The organism is Niallia sp. 03133 (assembly GCF_052663225.1).
The window spans coordinates 84,748-100,822 of record NZ_JBQTCY010000011.1 but is presented as its reverse complement, the minus strand read 5'-3'; the positions used below and the strand labels follow the sequence as shown (position 1 = coordinate 100,822).

Sequence of the window (16,075 nt, the reverse complement as noted above, 5' to 3'; positions counted from 1 at the left end):
TCGATTACTCAGAATCCTGAGTGGGGGGCTTACTGTCCGTTAAGAGTGGGATAAAAACATTGAGTACAGGGCGATTTTATTATTGCTTCACATTTCCTATTTGTTTTCCATTAGCTGCTATTACATCGCTATACCAATAGAAACTATCTTTTTTGATTCTTCGTAAATCTTTTACATCAAATTCTTCTCTGTCAATATATATAAACCCATACCGTTTGCCATACCCTTGGTGGGTGCTCACTACATCCAGCGCCGACCATGGGCAATAGCCTATTACCTCTCCCCCATCCATAATGGCTAATTTTAACTGTTCTAAATGCTTTTCAATATAATCAATTCTATAATCATCGTGGATTCTATCCTCTTCCTCTAATATATCAGGCGCTCCAATTCCATTTTCTGTAATAAGCATTGGCAGATGATATCTTTCATAAACTTTTCTTAATGTCATTCGAAGCCCGATTGGATCAATTACCCAACCATATTTCGTTTTATCTACATATGGATTTTCAGCTGCACGATATACCCCTTGTTCTCCTAACATAATTTGCTGATCCCCTGCTCTTGCTGAAATATCGGATGCATCATTTTTACTTGCAGCAATCGTTGCTGTTGAATAGTAATTCATCGCGATAAAATCCGGGTTAGCTTTTTCCAAATCACCCTCTAAAATAAGGGGGTGAAGCTCTCTGTCCATTAAATAGCTCTATGCCAAGCTATTATACCTTCCCCAAACCGCTAAATCTAAAAAGCTCCAACAACGAATAGATTCCCAATTATGTGCTGCAATAGCATCCAATGGATTACAGGATTACAGGTTTCTTGATACATAGAAGTTATATTAAACGCGGGACCAATCTTGCCTTCAGGACATAGCTGGTGAAATAAATCCATTGCTTTTGCCTGTGCAAGAATCATATGGTGGTTCTGCTGATATAATTCTTTTTTAGACGGCAATCCCCTATTCTTTGAAACTCCAATTGCACCAGGATGCAGAATAACAGTATTTTGTTCATTTATAGTTATCCAATACTTCACCTTTGCTCCAAAGTGTTTAAATAAAATCCTTGCATACTCCACAAATGCCTCTATCGTTTCTCGATTGCTCCAGCCGCCTTTTTCTTCTAATGCATACGGCAAATCGAAATGATACATGGTGACAATAGGCTCTATATTGTAGCTTAACAATTCATCAATTAAATCACGATAAAATGCAATTCCTTTCTCATTTAATTCCCCATTACCTTGTGGAATGACTCTTGTCCAAGCAATAGAAAAACGGTAAGCCTTCAATCCCATTTCTGAAAATAATTTCACATCTTCCTTGTATCTATTGTAATGGTCACTTGCTATATCAAAATCACTGATTTCAGCCGGATGCTGACACATATCTATAACGGATAAACCTTTTCCATCGTTATCTCCTCTGCCTTCTACTTGATAAGCTGACGTAGAAGCCCCCCACAAAAAACCATCTGGAAACTCTTTTATTTTTTTATAGTTCATTTTCATTCACCTCTGCTATTACCTAGTAAGTTTAATTTCCTATGTCTTTTTTCTTTTTAATCAGCAAATAAAGTATGCACACTTGCCCTCTTTATGATTATTACTTGTTCACCGAATGCAACCTCCTTATTTCCTCCTCCTATTACACTTTTATACTGATCTGTATTCACGATTAATACAGGTGTAACTACATCGTAGCCTAATTATTTTATGCTTTCTAAATCAAAATCTATTAATCTTTCTCCTGCATGGACTCGTTGTCCCTCTTGAACAAAGGAAGTGAAATGCTTGCCATTTAAATTTACCGTTTTAAAAATAATAGAATCAAGAGCATATGCTTTTGATCCTGTTATGGCAATATATACTCCCATTGCAAGATAAGCTAATTCTAGTTCAAATCCATTTAAGAAGCCTGCTGATAATTTTGCAGTAAAAACAGCATATGAGAGTTGTTAAGAAAGAAAACCGCACAAACACTTTTTACAACGGATTAAAAATTGAGCATTTAACATCTAGGGGAGGGCTTCAAACGATGATTGTAGAATTTCCTCCAGGTGCTTCTAAGGGCCAACCGAATGCTCATGAAGGCGAAGAATGCCACTTAGTGTTAGAAGGAAAAATTATCGCTGAACAAGGCGAAGATATAGTGGTTGCTGATGAAGGAGATTCTTTCAGCTGGAATGCCAGTGTGCCTCATTTTGTTAAAATCATCGGCGAAGAAAAGGCAGTTGTATTAATCTCTACTTACTCTGATACGGAGTTAAACGATATTTTTTAAAGGTTTTACCATCTGGACCTCGTCCATTCTTTGTTCTTTGATGAGTTCCAGGTGGTATATATAGCTTTATATTTTATTAATTGTCTTAAAAAAACATCACTTAATGCTTATGATTTTTTTCCATTTTTCCATGTCTATTATTAACAAATTTATCTGGAAATTGTTTTATTATCCCATCAGCAAGTGCATCCGCCATCATAATGATATGATCCTCGCCTTTATCAAAAGCAAGAATATCTGCATCCCAATCTTTTTGAAGTCTCCCTGTTACTTCATCTGTCACTAATTTTAAATGTGTATACATTAGATCCTTTATCACTGGCAGCTTCCAATTAGGGTTGGCATCACTTAGAAATTTGGCAATATCATCAGCATTTCGATGCCATTCTTTATTGTATTTGTTTATTTCTGCTTGATTATTTTGTTTTGCCGCATCAACCAATTTTCCCGCAAGGACAATATGCTCCTTTAACAGTACCGTTAGTTTAGTTCCCGCTTTTTCCCCATAATATGGCTTGATAGCATTTCCAAGATCTTCTTGATTTTTAAGCAGCCTAGACAACACTTTCTCTTGATCGTCTAAACCTGCCAAAGCACTGATAATGTATTTTCTTGTCCATACTGTGTGATCAATCCAAAGTCTTCGTAAATCTCCTTTTAATCCTGCTTCTGATGAGCTAATACAATGCTTTTGTTCATTTGGATTTCCTTGAGCTTCCATTCTTAAGGGGAATAAGGTGATTGCAAGAAAACAAATAAATAGTAGAACCTTTAGTGATCTTTTCGACATAAAATTCTCCTTTATTCTATTAATTTAATACATCCTACGTTATTTTGGTTTATGTAATGGGATTTTATTCTATCTGATTGCAAAAATGAAAAACAAAGAAATTTTCTCTAGTCATATCTCTACTTTTATTCGAATGAGTTGTAATTTCAACTCCCAAAATAGAAAGAAGACAAGTGTAATATTCAAATTTCCCTCTATTTATTTATCATTCAGGATTGCCAATTGTCCATACCTCCTAATTTCCACTATAATAGAGAACATAAATAGCAACGTGAGGGTGTTCTGAAATGTCAAAAAAACAAGAAATTATCTTAGCAGCACAAGAAATTATCCATTCAAAAGGCTATCAAGCCACATCCATCAGTGATATTCTTACAGCTGCCAATATTGGAAAGGGACAATTTTATCATTATTTTTCATCCAAGCATGATCTTGGTCTGGCCGTTATTGACCATCTTATACTAGAACGGGACCTACAATTAATAGAAATGATTTTAAAATCAACAGAGGCTCCTCCTAAACAAAAACTGAATAAAATGCTTGATTGGATATTAATCTGCCACACGGAAAAAGAAAACAAGCCTGGATGCCCGATCGGCAATTTAGCAATTGAAATGAGTGAACATGATGAAACCTATCGTATAAAGCTTCAAGAATACTTTGATCGTTGGGCTGAGGCCATTGCAGATAATTTAGAGGATATGAACCATAATAAGGTTGTTAATTCCCGGTTACATTCAAAAAAAAATGCGGAAGCAATGATTGCCTTGATTGAAGGGGGAATTATGCTCATGAAGAATCAATTAAATTCAGATGTATTAAAAAATATTTTAGACACCGTTCGGAGACAATACAACCTTTGTTAAAATGAGTTAAATGCATGTTTGACGATGGATGCACTTTAAGTTTACTTTATTCTTATTTTAAGAAAATTAGTAATTAAGTTCTTGTGAAAAGCAAGAACCTTTGTTAAAATTGTACCGACCGGTAGGTAAATAATAAATGGGGGTATAAACTTGTCAACTCTATTAGAAGAAATAAATGATTATAAAGCAAGCTTTAGAAAAAAGGCTTCTCCTGAAAAACAACGTTTGATGGAACAAGCTACGAAAGAATTAGCATCTTTAGATATTGCAAAAGGATTAAAAATCGATGCACTTGCACCAAACTTCACACTTAAGGACGCAACTGGCAATGAAGTAGCGTTATACGAAGAATTAACAAAAGGACCAGTCATTCTAACCTTTTATCGTGGAGCATGGTGCCCATACTGCAACCTTGAATTAAAAGCATATCAACGTGTCCTTTCAGATATAAAAGAAACAGGAGCACAATTAATAGCCATTAGTCCACAGACTCCAGACGCTTCTCTTACGATGAAAGAAAAAAACGAGTTATCATTTTTTGTCTTGAGTGATCCTAATGGAAGCACAGCTGATGATTACAAATTATTATTTAAAATGCCTGATTATCTTATTGAAATTTATCAGCAGTCTGGTCTTGATGTACCAGCTCATAATGGTAATGATGCTTGGGAGCTTCCAGTGCCAGCTACATACATAATCAATCAAAGTGGAATCATTCAATTTGCAAATGTTGATCCGGATTATCGAAATAGAGTGGAACCTGCTGAAATTGTCGCGTTGTTAAAAAAGTTAGCTTAATAAAAAACTTATTTTTTTATTATTAAGGGGCTTTTTATGAGCCCCTTTTCCTTTCACTTGATTATACTCTTTATCTTCCTGAAATAGGGGCAATCGTAATTCTTTGCTTTAAAATGTGTCAAAACGATAAATAGTGGTTGAAACATACGGCTTTTCCGGGGATACGATGCACGAAGGAAACTCATTATGATTGACCGCATCTGGAAATCCTTGTGTCTCTAGACAAATTCCATGATATCGCTGTCCGTCTGCAAGATGGCTGCCGGAATAAACGATAACAGCAGGCTCCGTTGTTTCTATCGTTAACATTCTGCCGCTTTTCTCCTCTTCAAGCTGAATCACCCCTTTTTCCAATTCAAATGGATGATCATAACCCTGCTCTGCAAGTTGAATTTGTTTATCCTTTGAATTCAGTGCTTCTTTTAAATATCTTCCTTTTTGAAGATCAAATATCGTTCCCTCCACATTTAATTTTTTTCCTGTGGGCAGAGACGCTTCATTTAATTCTAGTACATATTTGCTTGGAACGGTCAGTTTATGGTTATGAACTGTTTCATTTGCGATGCCGGATAAATTAAAGTAGCTATGATTAGTCATAGTCATTGGGGTTCTTTCATCAACTGTTGCTTTATATTCAATAATAAGCTTATTTTTCAATAATCGATAGCATACCGAAACGTTTGCATTTCCGGGATATCCCATTTCACCTGCTTTGCTGAAATAAGAAAAAATAAGACTATCCTCCATTACGTCTCCATCCCACACCACTTTACTAAAGCCTTTAGGTCCGCCATGCATCTGACTTTTCCCATCATTAGCAGGCAAATCATATTTTTTCCCATCCAATTCAAAGGAAGCGTTGCTAATTCTTCCAGCACAGCGTCCAACAATTGCGCCAAAATAAGGAGAATCTGTTTCATATTTGTTAAGATTTCCCCCATATCCAAGTACAACATTTTCATAGACACCATCACGGTTTGGCGCACTGATTTCTGTGATGACCCCTCCATAATTGATAGCCGATACTTTTATTTGCCCATTATCCAACGTAAATTGAAAAACCTCTTTTCCATCTATTACACCAATTTTCTGCTTCTGAATTGTTTTCATCCCTTGATCACATCCTGTCTAGTAAATTAGAATACTCTTTTTTATACATTTCACTAAAAATGGAACTTGCAAACTAGTTAAGACACTATTTTTATGTATATGTTTTCTTGCTTGTATTATCAGTTCTTAACTAGTTACAGTTTTCTAATAGTTTCGTTGACTCGAATTAATAGAGATTTAGCAATAAATAAATGCTTATTTCAACTTCCTAAAACTATAGATGGTTAAAAATACTAACTAATTTAAATTCATTGTACTAGGCGATATGCAGCAAGCCGTAGGAGCGTTTTGGCAAAAGCTTTGGAAAATGGATTTGAATCGAAAATATAGTAATGATTTTGAAGAATATCAAAGTTGCAGTGACGGAGAAAATGCGGAAATACATATTTATCCCACTCTTAACGGGCAGTAAGACCCCCACCTCAAGATGCTGAGGAATCGAGGAAGCTAGGTGGGGGTCTTACTGCCCGTTAAGGTCCGATAAGTTCAACTAACCATCAGTGGGGGATGAAGAAAACCCCACTGATGGAAAGGTTCACTTTATATTTCATTAAATGAGGGATAACAGATAGATATATTAGATAAGCAGACGGTTATCGACAGAATGAAAGGACTGACCATGTCAGTCCCCCTTTTCACCGCATAACCGCACCACCTGAAATTTTTACCGATTCGCCTACAATATTATTTGCAGCATCTGTTAATAAGAAAGCAATCGTATTCGCCACTTCTATTGGGGCAGTAAATCTTCCTGATGGAATACTTTTTGCACTAAGCTTTTTTTGTTCTTCAAAAGCAACATTATTCGCTTTCGCGTTTATTTCTATGTATTCATTCGCCATTTTAGTATCAACAAAACCAGGACATACAGCATTTACACGTATATTTTCTTGAATCGCTTCAAGAGCTAATGATTGTGTAAAACCAATTATAGCAAATTTGCTTGCCGAATAAGCAGCATTGGCATATGTTCCTCTTAGCCCTGAAAGGGAAGAAACATTTACAATAGCTCCAGCCTTTTGCTCCCTCATTTTTTTATACACAAGCTTCGTCAGTGCAAATGTGGAAACATAATTAATATCCATCATGCTTCTTACGTCCTGTTCCTCAAGCTGATCAACCACTGTTCCTCCCATAATTGCCGCATTGTTGACTAAACCATAAATAAAGCCAAGCTGCTTCTCACTGCTTTTAACAAGCTCCTGCCTGTCCGACTCATCACTTAAATCTGCTGCCTTTGCAAAAATTTTCTCTTCCTCGGTAATTGTTAATAATTCCTGCTTCAGCTTTTCTAAGGCATGTACTTTTCGACCTGTAACAGTAACCGATGCCCCCATCGATGCAATTACTTTCGCCGTTTCTTGTCCAATTCCCCCAGTAGCTCCAGTTATTAAGATATGTTTTTCTGCTAAAGCTTCTTTAGAAAAAATCGCCATTTAATCCAGCCCCTTACTATTTAAAAATTCCGATTGTTTAACACTTTAATTATATCGATTCCTTATTTTTTCAGCAAGAAATGTGGAAAATCGATAGTGGATGGGGTTGTTTTATTCATGTGAAATAATTTTTTATCTCATAAACTTCTTTTGATTCCGCCTTACCCACTTTTAAAGCGGACACTTTGTTTTTCTTGCCGCTCTTCCTGCTTTTTCCGCTGCTTCACTCCTTTTTCTCGCCGTCACTCTTTCAACTCTATCTTTTTTAACTCATCTTGGAACATGCTATACTAAACTCTGGAGGTGCTTTTTATGCGTTTAAAAAATAAAAAGGTTATTGCGCTTGTCAGTCCGGATTTTGAAGATTTAGAACTGTGGTATCCGGTATTGCGTCTTCAAGAAGAAGGTGCAGCGGTTCATTTAGTTGGGGAAAAGGCGAATGAAACGTATATTGGAAAATATGGAGTGCCGGCAGTGTCCGATTTTGCTTTTACTGACATATTAGCGTCAGAATATGATGCGATTCTTGTCCCTGGCGGCTGGGCGCCAGATAAATTGCGCCGCTATCCTGAAGTATTGGATATGGTTCGCTACATGCATGAACATAAGAAACCGATTGGACAAATTTGTCATGCTGGATGGGTGCTGATTTCAGCAAAAATCTTAGATGGTGTTAACGTAACAAGTACACCTGGAATTCGTGATGATATGGAAAATGCGGGGGCTATTTGGCATAATGAACCTGTAGTAGTGGACGGACACATTATTTCAAGCCGCCGTCCACCAGATCTTCCGCCATATGCAAAAGCTTTTGTTGATGTTTTAGCAGAACAATAAAGTAAACTTCTATCAGTGGGGGTTTTTCCTCATCCCCTACTGATGGTTAGTTGCACTTATCGGACCTTTACGGGCGAGTTTCAACACCTAGCTTCCTCGATTTCTAGGCATCCCCGAGGTGGGGATCTTACTGCCCGTTAAGCGTGGGATAAAAGAAAACTTAACACCATTTAAAAGGGGGGCTGAATCAATTCAGCCCCCTTCATTCTTTATTAACAACTTTCTTCTATTAAGTTGCTTGTTCTTCTTGTTTTTTATTCCGCAGCTTATAAATGACAATCAAAAGGATAAACCATACTGGAGTTACAAATAAAGCTACACGAGTATCTTCTGCAAGAGCCAGCACTACAAGCACAAAAGCAAGAAATGCTAAAATCAAGTAATTCGAAAATGGATAAAACGGCAATTTGAATTTATTCACTTTTGCAAGATCTGGTCTTGTTTTACGATATTTTAAATGGCTGATAACCGTCACTGCCCAAATAAAAATAAAGCAGACGGTAGAGATGCTCGTAATCAGTGTAAATACCCCTTCTGGCATGACATAATTCAAAATAACCGCAATCAAAATAACGACGATGGAAAAGAATAATGCATTAGAAGGCACTTTGCTTACAGTAAGCTTCGCAAATGGCGCCGGCGCATTTTTTTCTTTTGCCAGGGAAAATACCATTCTGCTTGTACTAAAAATAGCACTGTTGCAAGCAGAAGCAGCTGATGTTAAGACAACAAAATTAACGATGCCTGCAGCCGCAGCTATGCCGACCGCCAAGAAAACTTGAACAAACGGACTTTTCGCTGGATTAATCGCATTCCATGGATAAATACTCATAATAATGATAAGGGCTCCAACATAGAAAATTAAAACCCTGATTGGAATATTATTAATGGCTTTCGGGATAACTCTTTCCGGATCTTCTGTTTCCCCAGCTGTAAGCCCGACAAGCTCAATGCCGACAAACGCAAAAACGACCATTTGGAAAGAAAGAATAAACCCATGCATTCCATTTGGAAACATTCCTTCATGGCTCCACAGATTCGTAAAGCTAGATGGTCCTGCATCTGTAGAGAAGCCTTTTATAATCATAAATATTCCAATAACAATTAAGGCTAGTATGGCAATAACCTTTACTAAAGCAAACCAGAATTCCATTTCGCCGAAAAGCTTAACCGTAGCAAGGTTCATTGCCAGCAAAATGACAAGCGCAATTAAACCTGGCATCCACTGCGGGACATCAGGGAACCAAAACTGGGTATACAGCCCAACAGCTGTTAAATCAGCCATTGCGATGGAAATCCAGCAAAACCAGTACGTCCATCCTGTTAAAAATGCGGCCATATCACCTAAATAATCTCTTACAAAGTCAACAAAGGAATGATACTTTAAGTTCGATAAAAGCAGTTCACCAAGTGCACGCATAATTAAAAAGCAAATGATGCCTGTAATAATATAAGCAAATAAAATAGATGGTCCTGCTAAATGAATAGATTTGCCCGCCCCAAGAAATAACCCTGTTCCAATGGCTCCTCCAATCGCAATAAGCTGTACATGTCTGTTTTTTAATCCTCTAGACAATGTTTGTTCCTGCATGATATTTCTTCACACTCTCTTTCTAAGTTGGTTGCATTCCTATATTCTAAAAAATGGAGACTATGAATGGTAGTTTACCATATTATCAGGATAATCAATATACTGAAATAAATTTTACTAATGAGAATATTAAAAATTAGCGCTTAACACTTATTTTTATAATGGATACGCCGATATCTACAAATATTTTCTTAAGTTGTTGCAAACGCAAATATAGTAACCTAAAATACATTATAGGTATATGTAATAATCAAGGAGAAATTCGTTCACTTATAGGAGGATTCATTCGTGCCAAATACATATAAAGGATCAAAATTAAAAGTTTTCACATTAAATGCAAACCCAGAATTAGCGCAGGAAATTGTGGATGAACTAGGAATAGAACTTGGGAAATGTACAGTAAAGCAGTTTAGTGATGGAGAAATCCAAATTAATATTGAAGAAACGGTTCGAGGATGTGAGGTTTTTATTATCCAATCAACTAGTGAGCCCGTTAACCAAAGCATTATGGAGCTGTTAATTATGATTGATGCGCTAAAACGTGCATCCGTAAAATCCATTAATGTTGTCATTCCTTATTACGGCTATGCCCGCCAAGACCGTAAAGCGCAGCCAAGGGAGCCAATTACAGCGAAACTAGTAGCTAATCTCATTCAAAAATCAGGTGCACATCGTGTGATTACATTAGATCTTCATGCACCACAGACACAAGGTTTCTTTAATATACCGGTAGATCAATTAGTCGGCATGCCTATTCTATCGCAATATTTAAGTACAAAAGAGTTTGCCAACGACGTTGTTGTGGTTGCTCCTGATCATGGAAGTGTAACACGTGCTCGCGAAATGGCTGATCGTCTTAAAGCACCAATTGCTATTATCGATAAGCGCGGACCTCGTGACTTTGGTTCAAGAGAAATAAACATCGTCGGGAATATTGAAGGGAAAACAGCAATCCTTGTAGATGATATTATAGATACTGCATATAGAATTACTGACGGAGCAAAAGCCTTATTGGACAATGGCGCAGAAGAAGTGTATGCATGCTGTACACATCCAGTTCTATCCGAGCCTGCCATTGAAAAAATCCAGGAATCTCCATTAAAAGAATTAATCGTTACAAACAGCATTACCCTGCCGCCAGAAAAAAGAATTGATAAAATCACACAGCTTTCCATCGCCAAATTAATTAGTGATGCAATTATCAGAGTGTATGAGCACAAATCGGTAAGTGTATTATTTAAGTAAAAACCGATTAAATTTCCTGCTTTTTTCGAAAAAATTCGGACGCATCCATTAAAGCAGAATGAAGACCGCATGTAATATCACTTGCGGTCTTCATTCTACTCTTTAATTATGTCCATTCACTGTTTTAACGCTTACATTTTTCACTAATGATAACTTATTCCCTGATAATGTAAAGATGGAGATAACGGTGAATATAAAAGCAATCGAACCTAATAATACATATGCGCTTTGGAATCCAACCGTATCGTACATCTTTCCTGCAATCGTTGATAGAAAGATAGATCCTATTTGTTTAGAAAACTGAAACCCTATTAAATAAAGGTTGCAGATAGTCTCATATCAAAGTTTGCAGAAATATATTTAAATACAGCAACTAATAGAACCGGAACTTCTAAAGCATGCATTAGTTTAAGTAAACTAATAGCAATTGGCCCTTCAGCAAAACCGGATCCTAAAATTCGAAATGACATGATAAATCCAGCATATAATAAAGCATTCTTTGCCCCTGTCTTATTAATGATAAATGGTGCTAGTATCATGATGATGCCTTCAAGGAAAATTTGGAAAGTAACTAGATTTCCAAAAACCTCTGTCCCTTTTTCTGGAGAAGAAAAGAAATGGGTAAAATAAACAGCAAATTGTTGATCATAAACATCATAGACACAGCCTACTCCAAGTACATATACGATTTTCTGACTTTACCGGTTTTTTTTAAATAAAAGGTGAATTTAAATGTTTTTAACTATTTTTTTACCTGGATTTCCACTAAATTATTAGTAAAAATCATACTAATAAAATTTTGAAATCAACAAAAAAACGCCCCAATTAGTTTGAGGCATTCTTTATTCTTCTCTATCATTATTATCCTGTCTATGAATCTATATTAAACCCCAGCAAACTTCCAAACATAGCTTGTGAAATCTCCTAAAATATCTGCAGGAATGCTAATACCTACATAAGTAAGCTCATCTCCGCCATAAATTTGATCGGTTCCAACAAGCTGATATTTTTTTGTCACATCCAAACCTTGCAGTTTTGTTAAATTTAGCATGCAAAGTACTAATAGATTCGAGGAGATCCTCATTTCGATAAAGGTCTTCACGCGTAACAGTAAACCAGTCTAAACTACTTGGGTGATCATATCTTTCAAGGACGTCCTCCATCTCTTCAATTAAAAAAATACGAACTTGCTGAATGAGGTTAGCGAACAATGGTGTGACAATTTATAACAGGCTTAATAATAGATAGGAAAAGTTCTGCTTTCAAGCATATCTTTTCTATTTTTTCCCTTATTTTGCTAATATGTTGGGGAATCTATCAAAAGGAGATGCTGTTTTGTGAGTAAATTTACGAGATTAGGAAAATCAGATTTATATGTAAATCCAATTGGTCTTGGTACAAATGCAGTTGGAGGACATAATTTATATCCTAATTTAAATGAGGAAGAAGGCAAAAATCTTGTTCGCACAGCTTTAATCAATGGAATTAACTTTTTGGATACCGCATTTATCTACGGTCCAAAGCGTTCAGAAGAGTTGATTGGCGATGTAATCAAAGAATTAGGCAAGCGGGAAGATGTGGTAATCGCTACAAAAGGAGCACATAAATTTGTCGATGATCAAGTAGTGTTGGATAATTCTCCTTCCTTCTTAAAGCAATCCGTTGAAGATAGCTTAAAACGTCTGCAAACTGATTACATTGATTTGTACTATATTCATTTCCCTGATGAAGCAACACCAAAGGATGAAGCCGTCGGTGCATTAAAAGAATTAAAAGATCAAGGAAAAATCCGTTCCATCGGTGTATCCAATTTTTCTGTGGATCAATTAAAAGAAGCCAACAAGGATGGATATGTCGATGTTATACAAGCAGAATATAATTTACTTCAGCGTGATGCAGAAAAGGAAATGCTTCCCTTTACTGCCCTAAACCAAATTTCCTTCATTCCTTATTTTCCATTAGCTTCCGGTTTACTAGCAGGAAAATACAGCAAAGAAGACACCTTCCATGACTTACGATCAAACATGCCGCATTTCCAAAGAGAAAATTTCATTAAAAACCTAGAAAGAGTGGATCAGCTTCGTCCTATTGCAGAAACAAAAAATGCAGAGGTAGCACATATTGTTTTAGCATGGTACTTAACAAAAGATTCCATTGATGCCATCATACCAGGTGCAAAGCGGGCAGAGCAGGTTTTAAATAATCTTAAAACGCTGGACGTTTCACTTTCAGCAGAAGAAATCAGTAAAATTGATCAGATTTTCAAGTAAAAAGCTGCTTTAGAAGTAAACTGCATCCCTACTAAATAAGAGATACAGTTTACTTTTTTAATTGGCCATTTTCCAACATTCTAACTGGAATTTTTCGAAACTATTTTAAAAAATTACTGCTATCATGGTAAATAATTTACATGGCGTAATATTATTAGTAGACAATTTCAGATGTCTAATCTTTTATGAAAAGAAGTGATTTGAATAGGAAATTCAAACAAGCTTCTTTTAATAAAGAACTAGAAGAAAAAATTCTCTATATAGAATCTATACTAAAAGAACATATTCAACTCTTGCTGAAAGATTATAAATCTGCTCTTCTTAAGAATAATTTAGATTTAACTGGAGATGTCAATATAGAGGGGAAAGTTCCTTTTAAACCTAGTTACAACTCCTCCGTTGTAATAGGAATTTTGGAAAATAACGGTGAATTACTTGATTTGCTGAGCATAACAATTTGGGAATGTGACCGTAATTTTTTGGGAATATCTACTTCAAAAAAAATTCCAGGCAGCAAAATTATTGGTGAACTACTTGATGAGACAATAGAGGAAGTAAAAGAGGAAATAAAGGAATACCTAGACGACTTTTTAAACGAATAATTTCATTAATTTTCTGACAGCCTTCAGCATAGACCAATAAGAAAAGCACAAGCGCCCTTGCTCATCGACGGAAAAAGGTGAGGTCCACAGGATGTGGATCACACAAACGAAGACATAAGGATGTGGCGTTCTTAATTTGTGTACCTTTAGTGAGATAAAGGAAACACGAAGAGCGCAAGCGTCGATGTTAACTACGCAAGCGAGGTGAGGGAAGCGTTGAAGTCGATAGGGCGCTTGCGCTAGACACTTGTCAGACTTCAGAAAACTTATACTTTCTTATCTTTAAATAAAAAGCAACAAGGTATATTTTAAAGCCTTGTTGCTTTTAAAATAATTCTTTATATTTTTTTCCAAAGAATTGGATAATATTACATTTGTAATAAAACATTTTAATATAAGTGAACCTTCCATCAGTGGGAGTTTTACTGCCCGATAAGAGTGGGATAAAAAGAAAATAATTAGGATGCTTAAAGCTAAACAAGGAGCTTAAAAGTGGTTAAGATGATGCCAATTAAAAACCCGCAAATAGCGCCGTTTACTCGAATCCACTGCAAATCTTTCCCTACATTATTTTCCATTAGATTAATAAGGGTTTCATTGTCCAATTTATCCAGATTTTCTTTCACTAGAATGCCAATTTTACTATGATTTTTTTCAATAAAATAGTAGATTTGTGTTTGAATCCAATTTTCGATTCTTTCTATTTTTTCAGGATCTGCTTTTATTTTCTCGATAAATTCTCGAATAAATGCAAGGACATGTTTCTCGATAAATTCTTTTTCTTCTGTCAACTGAAGCAATTTATTCTGAAATTGTTCTAAGCTTTTGGTAATTTGATCGGTTGGACTCCAGCTGCTTACAAACTCATTTTTCCAATTACTTATGTCCGCCATTAACTCTTCTCGCTCTTTCAGGCCTTCTAATTCTTTTCGAATCCGAGCAAGAATCAACTGCCGATATGGATTATCCTGCTCTTGCAAAAGAACGATTCTTTTAAGAAAAAACGGCTGAAGCATATTTCCAAGCTTCTCCTCATTAATTAAGTTGCTAAATGAATGAAGAGCCATCTTTAAAAAGCCGTCTGCTTCCGTATTGTCGAGCATTTGTTTTGCCATTACACCGATTTTCCGTTTTGTATCTTCCTTTGCCATCCATTTTTCCGTCTCCATTAAGACGTAGTCCAGCGCTTTTCCATCTAAATCTTTGTTGACTGCTTGATTGACTAGGGATTGAAGAAAACCCCTTACATCAAAAGAAAGCATGTATTTCTTCAGCTCTTTCTCAATAATTGGAGCAACCTTTTCTGGATTTACATGGCTGATCACTTGATGAAGAATTGATCCAATCCTTTTTGAAAAAGCGTCGGAGTTCAATTCCTTCTCTGCTATCTGCATTAATTTGTCTGTAAACTTTATTTGCTTTAATTTCTCTTGAATGCTTGATTTTGTCAGCCAATTGTTTTCCAACATAGAAATAAGCCCGTTGACCATTGTTGTCCGTTTTTTTGGCAGCAACGCTGTATGAGGAATCGGAATGCCAAAAGGATGGCGAAAAAGCGCAGTAACAGCAAACCAATCGGCAAGTCCTCCTACCAATCCCGCCTCAAAGCCTCCTTGCAATAGTCGAACGATAATAGAATCTTGAAATGGAATCGTTAAGAGAAAGCCAGCTCCCATAATTCCTAATGAAATTTTTGCAAAGTATCTTGATTTATTCTTTTGTTTTGCCATCATAACTAACTTCCCTCAGATATTAATTTTGTTTCACTATCTTATAGAATAACAGAACTTTCTTTTTTATGGTAAATAGAACAATTATTTTTCTTAAAAAATTGGTCCTTTACATAGCTGCTCAGTCGATCATATCATTTTCTTTTAATTCCCTTCCCTTTAATTATTCAACCAACAGTATAGCCATTATTTCAGCTCTTTACTCAAACGGGCTAATATGCAGCCTTTTGGGGTATTTACTCTTTTGTGTTTGCTACTTAAATTTGGCTGTATTGAAACTTTTTCTGGCGGACAATAGCTTATTCTCACCGTGTACCCGCTTTTTCTCGCCAGTCCACTAAATAGTTTGGAATACAACAATTGAGTTACAAGGCTGCATCACATTTTATAGTAATGCAACTAATGTTTCTCTGGCTTTAAAATGTAACAATCAAAGTAATTACTGTCATCAATTGAACTATATGAAAGATACCCTTGCAATACGATGTACCATGTATTACAATGTCCTATATAGAA

The 16,075-nt window shown here is 36.0% G+C and carries 15 protein-coding genes and 2 pseudogenes; 8 read left to right on the top strand and 9 right to left on the bottom strand.

Going from position 1 to position 16,075, the window contains the following annotated elements; translation table 11 throughout:
- Positions 1–79: 79 nt before the first annotated feature.
- Positions 80–1,506 (bottom strand): annotated as a pseudogene (locus tag ACTYBU_RS16235) (glycoside hydrolase family 1 protein).
- A gap of 203 nt (positions 1,507–1,709) precedes the next feature.
- Positions 1,710–1,877, bottom strand: a complete 168-nt coding sequence (locus ACTYBU_RS16230; RefSeq protein WP_445491328.1) for a PTS glucose transporter subunit IIA — start codon at positions 1,875–1,877, stop codon at positions 1,710–1,712.
- Positions 1,878–1,948: 71 nt separating this feature from the next.
- Between ACTYBU_RS16230 and ACTYBU_RS16225 the strand changes: the two genes are divergently transcribed.
- Complete coding sequence (locus tag ACTYBU_RS16225) at positions 1,949–2,284, top strand: cupin domain-containing protein (protein ID WP_445491327.1); 336 nt, start codon at positions 1,949–1,951, stop codon at positions 2,282–2,284.
- Positions 2,285–2,384: 100 nt separating this feature from the next.
- Here the strand turns inward: ACTYBU_RS16225 and ACTYBU_RS16220 are convergent, their stop codons facing one another.
- Positions 2,385–3,074 carry a glycosyltransferase gene (locus ACTYBU_RS16220; RefSeq protein WP_445491326.1) on the bottom strand — a complete coding sequence of 230 codons (690 nt, stop codon included), beginning with the start codon at positions 3,072–3,074 and terminating at the stop codon, positions 2,385–2,387.
- Positions 3,075–3,361: 287 nt separating this feature from the next.
- Here ACTYBU_RS16220 and ACTYBU_RS16215 point away from each other — a divergent pair, with 287 nt between their 5' ends.
- Together ACTYBU_RS16215 and ACTYBU_RS16210 are read left to right on the top strand one after the other, a co-directional pair.
- Positions 3,362–3,940 (top strand): TetR/AcrR family transcriptional regulator, encoded by a 579-nt coding sequence (locus tag ACTYBU_RS16215; protein WP_445491325.1) that lies wholly within the window; start codon positions 3,362–3,364, stop codon positions 3,938–3,940.
- A gap of 150 nt (positions 3,941–4,090) precedes the next feature.
- A complete protein-coding gene (locus ACTYBU_RS16210) occupies positions 4,091–4,738 on the top strand; it encodes a peroxiredoxin-like family protein (RefSeq protein ID WP_445491323.1) in 648 nt (215 codons plus the stop codon).
- Between the two features lie 108 nt (positions 4,739–4,846).
- Here ACTYBU_RS16210 and ACTYBU_RS16205 read toward each other — a convergent pair whose 3' ends face one another.
- On the bottom strand, positions 4,847–5,848 hold the full coding sequence (locus ACTYBU_RS16205; protein WP_445491322.1) for an aldose epimerase family protein: 1,002 nt from the start codon (positions 5,846–5,848) through the stop codon (positions 4,847–4,849).
- Positions 5,849–6,113: 265 nt separating this feature from the next.
- Here ACTYBU_RS16205 and ACTYBU_RS16200 point away from each other — a divergent pair, with 265 nt between their 5' ends.
- Positions 6,114–6,260, top strand: coding sequence for a hypothetical protein (locus tag ACTYBU_RS16200; protein ID WP_445491321.1), 147 nt, complete (start codon positions 6,114–6,116; stop codon positions 6,258–6,260).
- 223 nt (positions 6,261–6,483) lie between these two features.
- Here the strand turns inward: ACTYBU_RS16200 and ACTYBU_RS16195 are convergent, their stop codons facing one another.
- Complete coding sequence (locus ACTYBU_RS16195) at positions 6,484–7,284, bottom strand: SDR family NAD(P)-dependent oxidoreductase (protein ID WP_445491319.1); 801 nt, start codon at positions 7,282–7,284, stop codon at positions 6,484–6,486.
- Positions 7,285–7,596: 312 nt separating this feature from the next.
- Here ACTYBU_RS16195 and ACTYBU_RS16190 point away from each other — a divergent pair, with 312 nt between their 5' ends.
- Entirely contained in the window at positions 7,597–8,121 is a 525-nt protein-coding gene (locus ACTYBU_RS16190; protein ID WP_445491317.1) for a type 1 glutamine amidotransferase domain-containing protein, read from the top strand.
- Between the two features lie 229 nt (positions 8,122–8,350).
- Here the strand turns inward: ACTYBU_RS16190 and ACTYBU_RS16185 are convergent, their stop codons facing one another.
- Positions 8,351–9,712, bottom strand: coding sequence for an amino acid permease (locus ACTYBU_RS16185; RefSeq protein WP_445491315.1), 1,362 nt, complete (start codon positions 9,710–9,712; stop codon positions 8,351–8,353).
- A gap of 288 nt (positions 9,713–10,000) precedes the next feature.
- On the opposite strand from ACTYBU_RS16185, the gene ACTYBU_RS16180 reads away from it, so the two are divergent.
- Positions 10,001–10,957 (top strand): ribose-phosphate diphosphokinase, encoded by a 957-nt coding sequence (locus ACTYBU_RS16180; protein ID WP_445491313.1) that lies wholly within the window; start codon positions 10,001–10,003, stop codon positions 10,955–10,957.
- A 102-nt stretch (positions 10,958–11,059) separates the two neighbouring features.
- Here ACTYBU_RS16180 and ACTYBU_RS16175 read toward each other — a convergent pair.
- Together ACTYBU_RS16175 and ACTYBU_RS16170 are read right to left on the bottom strand one after the other, a co-directional pair.
- A pseudogene (locus ACTYBU_RS16175) lies at positions 11,060–11,646 on the bottom strand (oligosaccharide MFS transporter).
- A gap of 194 nt (positions 11,647–11,840) precedes the next feature.
- On the bottom strand, positions 11,841–12,008 hold the full coding sequence (locus tag ACTYBU_RS16170; protein ID WP_445491312.1) for a GH36 C-terminal domain-containing protein: 168 nt from the start codon (positions 12,006–12,008) through the stop codon (positions 11,841–11,843).
- 286 nt (positions 12,009–12,294) lie between these two features.
- On the opposite strand from ACTYBU_RS16170, the gene ACTYBU_RS16165 reads away from it, so the two are divergent.
- On the top strand, positions 12,295–13,227 hold the full coding sequence (locus ACTYBU_RS16165) for an aldo/keto reductase (protein WP_445491310.1): 933 nt from the start codon (positions 12,295–12,297) through the stop codon (positions 13,225–13,227).
- A gap of 185 nt (positions 13,228–13,412) precedes the next feature.
- Positions 13,413–13,829 (top strand): hypothetical protein, encoded by a 417-nt coding sequence (locus ACTYBU_RS16160; protein ID WP_445491308.1) that lies wholly within the window; start codon positions 13,413–13,415, stop codon positions 13,827–13,829.
- A 473-nt stretch (positions 13,830–14,302) separates the two neighbouring features.
- Here the strand turns inward: ACTYBU_RS16160 and ACTYBU_RS16155 are convergent, their stop codons facing one another.
- Positions 14,303–15,559 (bottom strand): DUF445 domain-containing protein, encoded by a 1,257-nt coding sequence (locus tag ACTYBU_RS16155; protein WP_445491306.1) that lies wholly within the window; start codon positions 15,557–15,559, stop codon positions 14,303–14,305.
- Positions 15,560–16,075 lie beyond the last annotated feature (516 nt).